The sequence below is a fragment of the Streptococcus sp. F2 genome (assembly GCF_056500955.1).
Genome location: NZ_JBWKAI010000016.1, coordinates 1 through 14,581 on the forward strand (window position 1 = coordinate 1; position 14,581 = coordinate 14,581).

Consider the following 14,581-nt stretch of genomic DNA (forward strand, 5'->3'; position numbering starts at 1 on the left):
TTCTTGGTCTTCAAAGAGATTGAGTTGTGTTATAATGTGCATAGTGAGACCTCGTTAATAGAGATATTTGCACTAACTATTATAACGCTTTGACGTTTTTTGAGGCTCATAAAAGAGAAAAATCGCTACTTTATCGTGGCGATTTTTCTTTTTACTGTTCAGCAAACCCTTATCATAATTGGGATAAACAACAACGGGAATAGTTCGATAGAATAGACAGACGAGACTAGAACAGAAAGAGAAGTCATGAAATTACAGATAAGGAATCATATTCGATTTGGGGATGACACAGAAATCATCCATGAAGTTCACGATGCTGAATGGCGACAAAAAGGTGATTACCAATACCTGATTTATCAAAACGATGAGAAAGAGAAAGTTGTTATCAAGTACAATGAGAACGAATTAACCATGAGCCGTTTTTCGACCCCTCAGTCCATCATGAAATTTTTTGCAGGTAAAAAGGTCTTGATTGCCTTACCTACCCCGATGGGGATTCAACAGTTTTTGACAGATACCAGACATTACCAATTGGATCATGAGAGTCAACAGTTGGCTCTTCATTATGACTTATTACAAGCTCATACAGAAGCATCTTTTGCCAGTTATCAACTGGAGTTAAGTTGGACCTTTCCTGAGACTGATGACGAGTAATCAAAAAAATCATCAGATAAAAAAGTTATAAAAGTCCCTAAATAACACCAAAAAAGTTAAAATATAATAAAAAACAACAAATAAAACCAAAAATCATCTGATGATTTTTGGTTTTTTCTCTATTTTTTAGTGTTTTTTTCTTGTTTTTCGTTGATATTTTTACTATAATAATTATTATATCAAGGGAGTAGCAGACGGTTAGCCGTGATTGTATCGTCAATACGGAATTTCGATTTCCGGTACAATCTGAAACAGCGAGACTTGTTTAAGAAAAATAAACAGGTCTTTTTATTTGAACATGGGATAAAAAGACCAAGGGGGTACTAATTTGTCTAAAGAACAAAGACATGAAGCGTTTTATACGCAAAGTGAAGAGACCGTACTGGCTCAATTAGAGACCAGTCGCGAAGGCCTTACGTCTGCCCAAGCAAAAGAACGCTTAGCAGAATATGGACGTAATGAGCTTGATGAAGGCGAAAAACGAAGTTTATTCATGAAATTCCTTGATCAATTCAAAGATTTGATGATTATTATCTTGATTGTAGCTGCCCTTCTTTCAGTTCTTACAGAGGGGATGGAAGGCTTGACAGATGCCATCATTATCTTGGCCGTTGTTATCCTAAATGCCGCTTTTGGTGTTTACCAAGAGGGACAAGCCGAAGCTGCTATTGAAGCTTTGAAATCAATGTCAAGTCCACTGGCTCGTATTCGCCGTGATGGCCACGTGATCGAAGTGGATTCTAAAGAATTGGTTCCTGGAGATATTGTCTTGCTAGAAGCAGGAGATGTTGTCCCTGCTGATATGCGCTTGTTGGAAGTTAACTCTTTAAAAATCGAGGAAGCAGCTCTTACTGGAGAATCTGTACCGGTTGAGAAAGATTTATCAACAGCTGTTTCGGAAGATGCAGGTATTGGTGACCGTGTCAACATGGGATATCAAAACTCAAACGTGACATACGGTCGCGGAATGGGAGTTGTTACCAACACTGGAATGTATACAGAGGTTGGGCATATTGCTGGTATGCTTGCTAATGCTGATGAAACAGATACACCATTGAAGCAAAACCTTGACAACCTTTCTAAGATTTTGACTTATGCGATTCTTGTGATTGCAGCAGTGACTTTTGCTGTTGGAGTATTCTTGCGTGGGCAACACCCGCTTGAAGGCTTGATGACTTCCGTTGCACTTGCTGTTGCAGCGATTCCAGAGGGACTTCCTGCGATTGTTACTGTTGTGCTTTCTCTTGGGACTCAAGTACTTGCTAAACGTAACGCCATTATCCGTAAATTACCAGCTGTTGAAACGCTAGGATCAACTGAAATCATTGCTTCCGATAAAACGGGTACCTTGACAATGAACCAAATGACCGTAGAAAAAGTTTATACCAACGGGGCACTTCAAAGTTCATCAGCTGATATTGCCTTTGACAATAATACCCTCCGTGTGATGAACTTTGCTAATGATACTAAAGTTGATCCTTCAGGGAAGTTAATTGGTGACCCAACAGAAACAGCTTTGGTACAGTTTGGGTTAGACCACAATTTTGACGTACGTGAGGCTATGGTGGCAGAACCGCGCGTGGCAGAATTACCATTTGATTCTGACCGTAAGTTGATGTCAACCATTCATAAACAAGCTGATGGCAAATATTTCATCGCTGTTAAAGGTGCGCCAGACCAATTGTTGAAGCGTGTGACCCAGATTGAAGAAAATGGGCAAATTCGTCCTATTACTGACGCCGATAAACAAGCCATTCTTGATACCAATAAGAGTCTTGCTAAACAAGCCCTTCGTGTCTTGATGATGGCTTACAAATATTCTGATGCTCTTCCAACACTAGAAACAGAAGTTGTTGAGGCTAATCTTGTCTTCTCTGGTTTAGTAGGAATGATTGACCCTGAGCGCCCTGAAGCAGCACAGGCTGTTAAAGTAGCTAAGGAAGCTGGCATTCGTCCAATCATGATTACTGGTGACCATCAAGATACGGCAGAAGCCATTGCCAAACGTCTTGGTATTATCGAAGAAGACGGCGTTGATCATGTCTTTACAGGTGCTGAACTCAACGAATTATCAGATGAAGAGTTCCAAAAAGTCTTTAAACAATACTCCGTGTATGCCCGTGTATCTCCTGAGCATAAAGTTCGTATCGTTAAGGCTTGGCAAAATGAAGGTAAAGTTGTTGCCATGACTGGTGATGGGGTTAACGATGCACCATCTCTTAAAACGGCAGATATTGGTATTGGAATGGGAATTACGGGTACAGAGGTTTCTAAAGGGGCTTCTGACATGGTTCTTGCCGATGATAACTTTGCAACCATTATTGTAGCTGTTGAAGAAGGACGTAAGGTCTTCTCAAACATTCAAAAAACAATTCAATACTTGCTTTCTGCAAACATGGCTGAAGTCTTTACCATCTTCCTTGCAACCTTGTTTGGTTGGGATGTCCTTCAACCGGTTCACTTGCTTTGGATTAACTTGGTAACAGATACGCTACCAGCTATTGCCTTAGGTGTTGAACCTGCTGAACCAGGTGTGATGAAACATAAACCTCGTGGACGTAAATCAAGCTTCTTCGATGGTGGTGTGAAGGAAGCCATTCTTTACCAAGGTGCCTTCCAAACCATGCTGGTTCTTGGGGTTTATGGTTTTGCCTTGATGTTCCCAGAACACACAAGCTATCATGATGTCCATGCAGATGCTTTGACCATGGCTTATGTGACCCTCGGTTTGATTCAGTTGGTACATGCCTACAACGTGAAATCTGTTTACCAATCCATCTTTACTGTTGGATTGTTCAAAAATAAATTATTCAACTATTCTATTCCAGTAGCATTTGTGGCCTTAATGTCAACTGTTGTTGTGCCTGGATTTAATAAATTCTTCCACGTGACACACTTGACAATCACACAATGGTTAGTCGTTGTTATTGGAAGTCTCTTGATGGTAGTTCTTGTTGAGCTTGTCAAAGCTGTTCAGCGATCACTTGGTCAAGATGAAAAAGCAATTTAATAGACGCTAAAAGGTTTGAGACAATTGTCTCAAACCTTTTTTGTGGTTGACTAGTTAAGAGTGCAGATTGGGGTCTTTTTTGATCAAACGGTAACGAGGGATTAGATTAGGTATTCCAATGAAACAAGCATTGAGTAGCAGAGCATATTTTTGGTAAAGAGGAGGCAATTGAGTCTTTGAAAACGTTAGGAATATCACAACGAAAAAGCAGAGTAAAACCACGATAATAGCAATCTTAAAGTAAGGATTATTGACAATAAAAATGGTGTCTCCGTCTTCAACTTTAATAGCGGGGAGACCTAGCCGATTGCAGGATAAAGAATAAGTTTCTGAGCCATTAGTTTTCTTGGGAAGTGAGAGGGTTATGGAACTATGATTAGGAACAGTGGTCAGATAATTTTTATTGATAAAAATCACTTTGTCTTCTAGTGAGTTGAGAAAGGATAACTTAGAAATAATGGTGATTGTCATGATAAACCTCTTCTGAATGTCATTTTTACTGGATACTTTAATGGCAGTTACTTTTTTTATCATGTTTAAGAAGAGCGACAACAGATAATCTCAATCTATTTGTTGCTTTTCAGTAAGTTCGCTTAATGAGTGGCAAAAGGGTATTAGAAGGTTGATTCTTGCCAGTTAACTTGACAGTCGAAAATCTGTTGTTTCGCTTCTTTACTATGACCCTCAATATCATCAATTAAAATCTTGGTTGCTTGCTCTCCTTCTTCATAAGCTGGTTGAATAATAGTGGTTAAACTTGGAGAGGAGAATTTGGTCCACTCGGTGTTATCAAACCCTACTAAACCAGTTTCTGGTAGATTGATATTTAGGGCTTTCATAGCTGTAAAAACCTTGGGCAGAGCCCAGCAGTTAGGGACAAAAATCAAACTTTGATTCTTTAAAGAAGTCTGTAAAAATTGAGCGATTGCTTCTGAAGAGGTTTGATTTTCATCGATAATCATTTGTTGATACGTTAGATGGTTAGCTTCTAAGACATCAATAAAGCCTGAAGCTCGCTCAATACGTGTGCTCAAGAGATTAGGATTACCAGTAATCATGATGAAATGTTGGTAACCCTTGTTGATACATTGTTGAATAGTATCGTAAACCGCATCATAATTATTGGTTTTGACCCAGTTTGTGCGATGTTCGTAAAGCTGGCTATCAAAAAAGACCACCTTTTTCTTCTTAATATCGATAATGCGAGAATATTTCCTGAAATTAGAAGTAGGTTGAATGATAAAGCCATCCACTCCGAGGTTCAGCATCTTTTCAATGAGTTCATCTTCGCGAGAAGGGTTGTAGTTGCTGTTTCCGATGATAATTTGGTAACCAAATTCCTGGGCTTTGCTTTCAATTCCCTTAACAATTTGATTGGAAAAACTATTGGTAATATCACCAATAACCACGCCAATGAGTTTGGTAGATTTGGCGTTTAGACTTCTGGCAGCAATGCTTGGTTTATAGTTGGTAGCTTCAATCGTGCTTTTAATGCGATTTTTAGTTTCTTCTGACATCTTGTCAAATTTACCGTTCAAGTAAAAGGAAACTGTCGTTTTGGAAGTTTTAGCCAATTCAGCAATATCTTTAATGGTTACTTTGCGCTGCATTGCATACACTCCTTTAATTTCGTAATGGTTAGTCATATTATAACATAAGGACTCGTAAAAGATTTAGTGTTTCAATCGAATAATCTCATTCGTGATATGGTTGATAACAACCACCTTTCCTCTAATTTTATGACCATTTAGGAGAACCAGTTTTTCTCTTTTAACTAAGTCCTCTTGGAGAACGCAGATACTGTAGTCAAACTGCTTTCCTTTTAAATGCCAAGCAAGAGCGGTCTCAATTGGGTTACGTTTGCCTGTTTGAAGTGGTGTTAAGGGAGTAACTTTGGTATCGTCAGGGACTAACAGGGTACTGGTGTAACCCTTATCTTTAAAGAGTTTTCGTTTGATGAGTTTGTGACTAGTCAGGTATTGGTTGTATTTTTTTGACAAAATCGTTTCTTCGATAGTGAAAGGGCAGTCACTGATTAGTCTGAGGTCACTAAGGTGATCTGTCTTTACTTCTAAGTGATTATCAAGAATAAATTGACTGACAAGACAGTAGTTGCCTTGAGCCTGCATCGTATCAATGATAAGAAAAATTCCTGGTGGTAAGATGAGAATTTGTCGGTCATGTTGGTAGTTGTTCCTATCAGAGAATTGCGTCTGGTAGCTACCTTCAATAAAGTAAACGTGTCCATTTTGTCGAAGATGACAATAATTGGATTTGGGGTAAGAAAGGTAAGCCCAGGAGCTATCAATCTGCTCAGGTAATTGTTCTTCTAAGAAGGCGGTAGAATGATGGCTGGCGCTTTTTAGGGCATAGCGTAATGGTTCTTCTTTGTAAGTGTATCGCCCAGCATCACAGAAAAGTGGTTGTCCTTTATAATAGAGACAGAGACTATTTTGGTCGCTATGGGTATGGGAACTACCGATGGGTCCATTTTTGAAAAAAAGATAATAATTTTCTTGATTGATGGTAATATGCCCGGAATGTTCAAAGTGATGCGCAAAAGTTGGTAAGGTTTGGACGGGTAACTGTTCAAAAGTGTGGACACCTTTTTCTCCTAGAAGGATAAGACTATCGATATCAAGTGTGGGAAAAGCAGCAGCTTTTAAGTGTGGTTCTTCAAGGATAGTGGCTGCTAGCGTTAGAATATCTCTGGTATCGGTAAAGTCACTGTCTCCCAAGGGGATCTGTTTGTGGTCAGGACCAGTCATTTTGAGGAGATAATCACTCATGGCAAGCAAAGTAGGTCTAAGCTGTGGAAGATAATCAGGGACTAGAGCAGTTAATTCCAGAAGGGCTTTGAGTACTTCCACATGATACATGGTTGATTGTTCAAATTGACTGCCGTCTTCGAGAATTTGTAGTGCGATTTGTTGTGTCAATTCTTTTCTAGCGAAAGCTGTTGCTGCAGCAATATCAAGGTCGGAACCAAAGTAGGCATCAGCTAATAAAATCGCAGTGGTTTGCAAGATTCCCCAATTGCTGAGGCTGTATTTATCAAGGTAGTTGGCATGGAGAAATTGAAGTTGTTTTTCCAAAGAAGCTAGGATGAGGCTTTCCTCTTGTTTGGTTAAGGCGTTAAAAAGATTAAGGTAAATCAAACATTTGACCCAAGCAAAACAACGGATGCCAGTATCTAAGGTTCTAGTAGCTAACCCCTTAGGGTCTAAAGGAATAGCTGATTCAATCCAATTGAGAATGAAACCTTTAGCTGTTAAGAGATACCGTTCATCTCTTTCAACAAGGTAGACGAGGATTAATTTTTGGAGATAGGTCTGTCGATTTAACATAAAATTCCACTCAGGATCATCTGTGACAGCCTCCTGCCAAGTAATGGGATCTAAGTGGTAAGGGATGTGGCAGGGCTCCATATCCCAATTATCTTCAAATAAGAAGGTATTGGTTAAGAGTAGGTCAGCTATCCTTTTTTGATCAGCATAGCTGTTAGCCTGATAGTCTAGCAGGTAATTCTTGCAAAAGTCTGGATTGACTGTTTCTTTAAAGCGTGCGAAAGCAAGAGACATAGGACGTTTCCTTTCCAAAAGAAAAGAGACCTCATCATGTGCTTAGGAACTATTTCCCTATGCTCATAACAGGTCTCTGTGAACCATTAAGCTAAAATACCTAACCAGCTACCGATAATACCGATAAGAACAGTGAGGAGAACCAATTTGTAGGTTGTCCATTTTTTGTTTTTAATGAGGTAGTACATTAGAAGGGTAAAGAGAGCTGGGAGAAGGGCAGGAGCAATTTTATCAAGCATCCCTTGGATTGTCACAAATTTTTGTGCTGCATTGGCCGCATCCACCTTGCCAGCGGCAAAAGTAATGGGAACAGTAATTTTAACAGAAGTAGCTGCTAGTCCAGCGATAACGGTAACGCCGACAATATTTGCCATGCGCGACACAACTGCCATTTGTTCACTTAATTTATCAATAAAGCTTGTGCCGACCTTGTAGCCATAGAGTCCAGAACCGATTTTAATAGCGGTTAGGATAATATTCATGGCTAGGAAGAAGAGGATTGGTCCCAAAACCAGACCATCACTAGCTAAGGAAGCTGCAATCGTTGAAAAGAGTGGCGCCAAGCAAAATTGTGATAAGGAGTCACCGATACCAGCTAAAGGCCCCATAAGTGCCATTTTGATGTTTCGGGTTTCTTCTTCAGGGCGATTATTTTCTAACATGACCAAGTGCAGACTGGTGATGAAAGGAAGGAAGTGAGGGTTAGTATTGTAAAACTCACAGTTATCTTCTAAAGCTTGATATAAGCCCTTTTCATCACTGCCAAAATGTTTTTTCAAGGCAGGATAGATGACATTGGCGTATCCGATACCTTGGTAATTACTGTAATTAAACCCATTTTGTAGGAAGAAAGCTCTCAGAGCTGTTTTGAGGTAATCTTTCTTGGTTAATTTATTAGATCCAGTCATCTTGTTGGCCTCCTTGGACAGTTGTTGCATCGACTTGTTTAGGTTTGTTGTAAAATTCATTCAAGGCGAAAATGATACCAATAATAGCGATACCAATGGTTGGAATTTGGAGGTAGGCTGCACAAACATAACCAATTAGTACAAAAGGAATCAATTCTTTCTTGGCCATAACAGATAAGATCATGGCAAATCCGATAGCAGGTAACATTTTACCAGCGACAGTCAATCCATTGAGCAAGACAGGTGGGATATAATCAGCCAAGTGAAGGAGAGTATCCATTGACAAGGCACCTAATAAACCAAGTCCTAATCCCATAAAAGCGAAAGCCCAGATAGTGCCGTTGGCAGCGAATTTGAAGCCTCTAATATTGCCTTTTTGCAATTGTTTTTTAGCGGTTTCGGGAGCGCCAGCAAAAGCTGTATAGGCGAATGTTTGAAGGAATTGGATGGCAACTGCGATTGGTGTTGATAAGGCTAGTGCCGCTTCTGGGGTGACTTTACCAGCACTGGTAATAGCCATCAAGGTACCAAAGATACCAGGGCCGATAGGATTAGGAGGAACGGTACCACCGGCACCCACTCCAAATCCCATATAAGCTAATTCGGAGATAGCTCCCATGCTAAGTGCAGTTGGCAAGTCACCTAAGATAATTCCTACACCAAAAGACAGAATAATACAACGGTTGGTGTAGATGCCAAGTAACATTCCGCTGAAACAAAAGGCTGTCCAAAGACCAATTAAAAGTGCCTGTAACAAATTGATATCCATATCAATCTCCTTTATTCATTAAATATAATCTAAGATGTCAACGTCAGAGGCGCTATTGCCAGCTGGAGTTGTTTTGGTGTTAAAAACCACTTGGTGGTCATGGGCTAGGCAACGAATAGCAGACTTGTCTGTTTCTCCCAGCGAAATAAACTGGGTAATCGCAACCTTATCATCAGTTTTATGAATATTACCGATATTGATTTCTGTGATGGGAACACCCCCTTCAACTAGGCGTTTGGCATCTTGCAAATCTTTGACCACGATGAAGATACTTTGAGCAGGACTTGCTTTATGAATGATGTCAATCACTTTTTGAATGGAGAAAAAACGAATGGCAATACTGGATGGGATAACTGTTTTCATGAGGGATTGTTGAATCTTATCTTCAGAAACCGCATCGTTAGCGACGATAACAGTGTTGCAGTTGAGGAATTTGACCCATAATTGCCCCTGTCCGTGAATCAAGCGCTCATCAACTCGCGTCATGATAATGTTTGGTTGTGTCATAAAATCTCCTTTTTAAATATGATTATCGGTGTTTGTTACCAGTAAGGGTTCCAGTCTTTGTAGAAACGAAGTAGAGCTTCAAGGTAGTAATAGTCTCCCCAGATATTTCCTTCATCCACCCCTTTTCCAGAGTGCCAAGAATAGACTCCGTGAAGCAGTAGAGGAGCACCAGGCTTGAGATCTTTGTTAGCATAATCCTTAATCAAGGCTCTTAGCATGCTGTGCATGGCAGCTTCATATGTTTTTTTATCAGGATCACTGTCTGGTAAGGTTTTTAACATTTCGTGGATACCACATACGGCGATGGCGGTTGCTGAACTATCACGAGACTGTCCACTTCCATCTCCAAAAATTAAATCCCAGTAGGAAACCTGGTCTTTAGGAAGACGGTTCAAGAAATAATGGGTCATGCCCTTGAAGAGTTGAATGAGTTCAGGTTCTTTTAGGAAACGATAGGTCAAAGGAATGCCATAAATGCCCCAAGCTTGCCCTCTGGCCCAAGCCGAATCATCGCTATAACCTTGTCGGGTTACCCCTTTAACAGGATCCCCTGTTTCTGGATCAAAGTAGAAGGTATGGTAAGCAGAGGCGTCATCTCGGATGACATGATTGGCTGAGGCGTAGAAATGGTTGATCGCCATGTCACGGTAACGGTTGTCCCCAGTTTCTTGGCTAGCAAAAAAGAGTAATTGGATGTTTAGGAGACAATCAATGATTAAACGGTAATCTTCTTTTTTCCCCAGTTCTCCCCAGGCCTGAATAAAGCCGCCTTTGTCTTGATAGCGTTGGACTAATTTGTCGGCCGCTTTCAAAGCCGCTTCTCTAGCCTCAGGTGTTTTTAAAAGTTTCCACTCAGCCATGCAAGAAGGGGTGTAAAGAAAGCCCAAATCATGGTGATCTAGCTCAATGTCTCTTGTTACTCGATCTAGGAAAGAAAGGTCATTTGCTTGAGCCAGAGCTTTAATGGCATCATCTCCACTGTATTCGTAAGCTAACCAGAGGCAGCCAGTCCAAAAGGCATTGGTCCATTCCGTGTTGTCCATAATGGCGTATTGGTTATCTTTGGTAGCTGGCGTTGGAAAATCCTCTTTGAAGTAGTCCATATTAAGTTGAACTTGTTTGAGGGCTAAGTCAAGGGCCTGAGTAATGTCTTCTTGGCTTAGGAAATCTTCTTTGGTAAATCGTTCAGGCTGCTTGATAGGTTCAAGAGCAATGGTTTTTAAAGATCGTGTCATTAAATGCCTCCTAACTCATCGTTTGTCGTACCGTCTTCTTGCTGAGAAAGAGTTTTCCAGTCAACAATGCCTTCTTTAGAGCATGTTATAAGTCCTGAGACCAAGTCGTCAAAAGAAGCTGCTGTTTGTCTTGCAAAACTAGCTTCAATCAGCATGGCTAAGTTAAGGCCAGAAAGAACATTACACGTCGTGTTTGGAAGAGATTCCATTAAGGTTGCAGCGACTTTAAAAGGGGTACCTCCTAGAAGGTCACAAAGAACTAAGGTTTCCTCTTCTGGGATTAAAGCACGAGATAATTGGTCCTGCACATCAGCGGCGGTCATCTCAGCAGTAAAATCAATTGCAGTTACCTTCTCTTGTTGTCCTGCAATTAACTCTAGGGACGAGACAATCCCACTTGCAAAGTGTCCATGTCCCATAACAATAATAGCAATCATGATAAAACTCCTTTTGGTTTACCGGTTTACTTAAAAACATTGTAGCGCTTTCAAAATTCTTTGTCAATACTTTTTTTAAAAGATTTTTGAAAAAGAAAAAGTGAGCAGTTGTGCTAAAAAAGAATCAAAAATGGACTTTTTTGTCACTATTTAATGTAGAAAAGTCTTAATAGCTATTAAGTATAGGATAAGACTAAACAAGAATGACAGTTTGGATAAGAGCACTCTTTTAAATTTTTGAACCGTTTTCATTAAAATGATTGACAAAACTAGTTTACTTTGTTATAGTCTTGGTAAACAGGTTTACTTAATCTAATAACAAAAAGGAGAATCCTATGGAAAATATGTTTTCGTTACAAGGTAAGATTGCCTTGATTACCGGAGCATCCTACGGTATTGGTTTTGAAATTGCCAAAGCCTATGCTCAAGCGGGTGCAACTATTGTGTTTAATGACATCAAACAAGAGTTAGTTGATAAGGGGTTGGCTGCCTATCGAGAGTTAGGGATAGAAGCACATGGCTATGTTTGTGACGTGACTGATGAAGCTGGTATCCAACAGATGGTTAGTCAAATTGAAGATGAAGTAGGTGTTATTGATATTCTGGTCAACAATGCAGGTATTATTAGACGTACGCCGATGCTTGAAATGGCCGCAGAAGATTTTCGTCAAGTCATTGATATTGATTTAAATGCACCATTTATTGTGTCAAAAGCAGTTTTGCCATCGATGATTGCAAAAGGACATGGTAAAATTATAAATATCTGTTCTATGATGAGTGAATTGGGTCGTGAAACAGTTAGTGCCTACGCGGCGGCTAAAGGTGGCTTGAAAATGTTAACCAAAAATATAGCCTCTGAGTTTGGAGAAGCCAACATTCAATGTAATGGGATTGGTCCTGGCTACATTGCGACACCACAAACAGCTCCGTTGAGAGAGCGACAAGCAGATGGTAGTCGTCATCCTTTTGATCAATTTATCATTGCTAAAACACCAGCAGCACGTTGGGGGACAACAGAAGACTTAGCTGGTCCAGCTGTTTTTCTAGCTAGCGATGCCAGTAATTTTGTGAACGGCCATATCCTTTATGTCGACGGTGGCATTTTAGCTTATATTGGAAAACAACCTTAATCACACACTAGAAAGAGATTTTATATGAAAATTGCATTAATTAATGAAAATAGCCAAGCGGCTAAAAATGGTATTATTTACGATGCCCTTACCTCAGTGACAGATAAACACGGCTATCAAGTCTTTAACTATGGCATGTATGGCACAGAAGGCGAAAGTCAGTTGACCTATGTTCAAAATGGACTCTTAGCTTCTATTTTATTGACCACTAAGGCGGCCGATTTTGTGGTGACTGGTTGTGGAACAGGTGTGGGAGCTATGTTGGCCTTGAACAGTTTCCCAGGGGTTACCTGTGGTTTTGCGAGTGAGCCAACAGAAGCTTATCTCTTTTCTCAAATCAATGGTGGTAATGCCTTGTCCATTCCTTTTGCCAAAGGTTTTGGTTGGGGAGCAGAGTTGAATTTGACCTTAATATTTGAACGCCTCTTTGCAGAACCAATGGGTGGCGGTTACCCTAAAGAGCGAGCTATTCCCGAACAGCGGAATGCACGTATTTTAAGTGATTTGAAAAAAATTACTTACAGAGATTTGTTGGCGATTGTCAAAGACATCGACCAAGATTTCCTCAAAGAAACGATTTCTGGCGCTCATTTCCAAGAGTACTTCTTTGCCAATGCGGAGCCGTCAGAATTAGTCACTTATTTGAAATCAGTACTTGAACAGTAATTCCATTTTGACGAGGAAAGGAGGTCACATGTCTAAGTTATTATTGGTTGGTGAACCGCTGATTCGCGTTAGCCCCAATCAGTTTCAGCCTTTGACCAATGCCTGCGACGCTCAGCTTTTTTTCGGCGGTTCAGAAGTTAATATTGCAAGAACTCTAGGCGGTTTTGGCTTAGAAGCAAGGCTATTTACGGCCCTACCAGATAATCCTGTTGGTCACGCTTTTCATCAGTTTTTGAAGCAAAGCAGTGTGGATATGACCTTGACGGCTTGGCAAGGCAACCGTGTTGGGTTGTATTACCTTGAAAATGGCTTTGGCTGTCGGGCTAGTCAGGTTTATTATGACCGCTGTGGCTCTAGCTTTTCGGCCTTAGATAAAGACAGTCTTGATTTAGCTGCCATTTTTGAAGGCATTAGTCACTTTCATTTTAGTGGAATCAGTTTGGCGTTGGGTAAAAAAACTCAGGATCTGATTGAGATACTAGCGAGAGAAGCTAAGAAAAGGGATATTTGTATTTCCTTTGACCTTAACTTTAGATCTAGTATGATTACGGTAGCTGATGCTAAACGACTCTTTTCTCACTTTGCTCAATACGCGGATATTATTTTTGGCATGGAACCTTTGCTGTTAGACAGTGACGATTTTGACATGTTTGATAGAAAAAAAGCAAATACTACGACGATTAGAGAACGTCTGGCAGGACTTTATCAGCGCTATCAGTTACAAGCTATTTACCATACGGAGCGTTCAAATGATGCCCAAGGCAGTAATCATTTCAAGGCTTATGCCTATGATGGGCAGTTTTACGAATCCTGTGAAGTGACGACCCCAGTCTTGCAACGGGTTGGAAGTGGAGATGCTTTTGTGGCAGGTTTGCTTTATCAGTTGTTAGAAGGTAACGAAAAGCAGCGCAACCTTGATTTTGCTGTGGCAACAGCTAGCCTAAAATGTACAGTAGCTGAAGATCAGCTCTATCACAGGGTCCAACAAGTAGAAGCAGTCTTAGCTAATCAACGAGATGTCCAGAGGTGATGATATGGGAAAAATAGAAATCTTAACCAAACTTAAGGCTAATCGGCTTGTCCTAGTTGTACGAGGACAGTCTAGCGAGGAAGCTTTAGCTTGCAGTCTGGCCAGTATTGAAGGTGGCATTAAGACAATTGAAGTCACCTATACTAACCCCTTTGCCAGTGAGGTTATCGGTCAATTGGCTGAACGCTTCAAATTAGATACTGAGGTTTTAATTGGTGCTGGAACAATCTTGGATGATATTACCGCTCGCCAAGCTATTTTAGCTGGTGCTCAATTTATTGTTGGGCCTCATTTTAATCAGTCAGTGGCAAGACTTTGTCATCGCTATGGTGTTCCTTATTTACCAGGCTGTATGACCGTTACAGAAGTGGTAACTGCTCTGGAATCAGGTGTTGATATGGTGAAACTTTTCCCTGGTTCTACAGTTGGCATGTCCTTTATCCAGGCAATCAAATCTCCTTTGCCTCAGGTAGAGGTCATGGTGACAGGTGGTGTCAACGAAGGTAACCTCACAGATTGGTTGGCTGCTGGGGCACAAGTGCTAGGAATTGGTGGTGATTTTAACCGCTTGGCCAGTCAAGGGCGATTTGAGACCATCACCCAAAGAGCAGCAGCATACGTTAAGTTAACAAAGGATTATTAACTTCAAAAATG

14 protein-coding genes are annotated in these 14,581 nt (G+C 40.5%); 6 read left to right on the forward strand and 8 right to left on the reverse strand.

The window, feature by feature from the left end; all coding sequences use genetic code 11:
• Nucleotides 1-246 precede the first annotated feature (246 nt).
• Nucleotides 247-654 (forward strand): YwiB family protein, encoded by a 408-nt coding sequence (locus ACYTR8_RS06100; RefSeq protein WP_111715875.1) that lies wholly within the window; start codon nucleotides 247-249, stop codon nucleotides 652-654.
• A 328-nt stretch (nucleotides 655-982) separates the two neighbouring features.
• Nucleotides 983-3,664, forward strand: a complete 2,682-nt coding sequence (locus ACYTR8_RS06105; protein ID WP_218655211.1) for a cation-translocating P-type ATPase — start codon at nucleotides 983-985, stop codon at nucleotides 3,662-3,664.
• A 54-nt stretch (nucleotides 3,665-3,718) separates the two neighbouring features.
• Here the strand turns inward: ACYTR8_RS06105 and ACYTR8_RS06110 are convergent, their stop codons facing one another.
• From ACYTR8_RS06110 to ACYTR8_RS06145, 8 genes are all read right to left on the reverse strand, one after another.
• Nucleotides 3,719-4,135: a hypothetical protein gene (locus ACYTR8_RS06110; protein WP_443597015.1), complete on the reverse strand. Its 417-nt coding sequence runs from the start codon at nucleotides 4,133-4,135 to the stop codon at nucleotides 3,719-3,721.
• Nucleotides 4,136-4,278: 143 nt separating this feature from the next.
• Entirely contained in the window at nucleotides 4,279-5,274 is a 996-nt protein-coding gene (locus ACYTR8_RS06115) for a LacI family DNA-binding transcriptional regulator (RefSeq protein WP_443597013.1), read from the reverse strand.
• Nucleotides 5,275-5,337: 63 nt separating this feature from the next.
• The gene (locus ACYTR8_RS06120) at nucleotides 5,338-7,245 is read right to left on the reverse strand and encodes a heparinase II/III family protein (RefSeq protein ID WP_479641860.1); all 1,908 of its coding nucleotides are present in this window, start codon (nucleotides 7,243-7,245) and stop codon (nucleotides 5,338-5,340) included.
• Nucleotides 7,246-7,331: 86 nt separating this feature from the next.
• Nucleotides 7,332-8,153, reverse strand: coding sequence for a PTS system mannose/fructose/sorbose family transporter subunit IID (locus ACYTR8_RS06125; protein ID WP_269760837.1), 822 nt, complete (start codon nucleotides 8,151-8,153; stop codon nucleotides 7,332-7,334).
• On the reverse strand, nucleotides 8,140-8,922 hold the full coding sequence (locus ACYTR8_RS06130; RefSeq protein ID WP_479641861.1) for a PTS mannose/fructose/sorbose/N-acetylgalactosamine transporter subunit IIC: 783 nt from the start codon (nucleotides 8,920-8,922) through the stop codon (nucleotides 8,140-8,142). Before ACYTR8_RS06130 ends, ACYTR8_RS06125 begins: the two co-directional genes overlap by 14 nt.
• An 18-nt stretch (nucleotides 8,923-8,940) precedes the next feature.
• Nucleotides 8,941-9,429 (reverse strand): PTS sugar transporter subunit IIB, encoded by a 489-nt coding sequence (locus tag ACYTR8_RS06135; protein WP_003050046.1) that lies wholly within the window; start codon nucleotides 9,427-9,429, stop codon nucleotides 8,941-8,943.
• Nucleotides 9,430-9,464: 35 nt separating this feature from the next.
• Entirely contained in the window at nucleotides 9,465-10,664 is a 1,200-nt protein-coding gene (locus tag ACYTR8_RS06140) for a glycoside hydrolase family 88 protein (RefSeq protein WP_111715892.1), read from the reverse strand.
• Nucleotides 10,664-11,101 (reverse strand): PTS sugar transporter subunit IIA domain-containing protein, encoded by a 438-nt coding sequence (locus ACYTR8_RS06145; RefSeq protein WP_479641862.1) that lies wholly within the window; start codon nucleotides 11,099-11,101, stop codon nucleotides 10,664-10,666. The genes ACYTR8_RS06140 and ACYTR8_RS06145 overlap by 1 nt, the downstream gene beginning before the upstream one ends.
• Before the next feature lie 335 nt (nucleotides 11,102-11,436).
• Here ACYTR8_RS06145 and ACYTR8_RS06150 point away from each other — a divergent pair, with 335 nt between their 5' ends.
• From ACYTR8_RS06150 to ACYTR8_RS06165, 4 genes are read left to right on the forward strand one after another with little or no spacing between them, the layout of a single operon-like run.
• Nucleotides 11,437-12,231 carry a gluconate 5-dehydrogenase gene (locus ACYTR8_RS06150; RefSeq protein ID WP_002985475.1) on the forward strand — a complete coding sequence of 265 codons (795 nt, stop codon included), beginning with the start codon at nucleotides 11,437-11,439 and terminating at the stop codon, nucleotides 12,229-12,231.
• Between the two features lie 24 nt (nucleotides 12,232-12,255).
• Nucleotides 12,256-12,897, forward strand: coding sequence for an RpiB/LacA/LacB family sugar-phosphate isomerase (locus ACYTR8_RS06155; protein WP_003060429.1), 642 nt, complete (start codon nucleotides 12,256-12,258; stop codon nucleotides 12,895-12,897).
• 28 nt (nucleotides 12,898-12,925) lie between these two features.
• Nucleotides 12,926-13,927, forward strand: a complete 1,002-nt coding sequence (locus tag ACYTR8_RS06160; protein WP_479641863.1) for a sugar kinase — start codon at nucleotides 12,926-12,928, stop codon at nucleotides 13,925-13,927.
• Nucleotides 13,928-13,931: 4 nt separating this feature from the next.
• A complete protein-coding gene (locus ACYTR8_RS06165; RefSeq protein WP_111715897.1) occupies nucleotides 13,932-14,570 on the forward strand; it encodes a bifunctional 4-hydroxy-2-oxoglutarate aldolase/2-dehydro-3-deoxy-phosphogluconate aldolase in 639 nt (212 codons plus the stop codon).
• The last annotated feature ends 11 nt before the right edge of the window (nucleotides 14,571-14,581 follow it).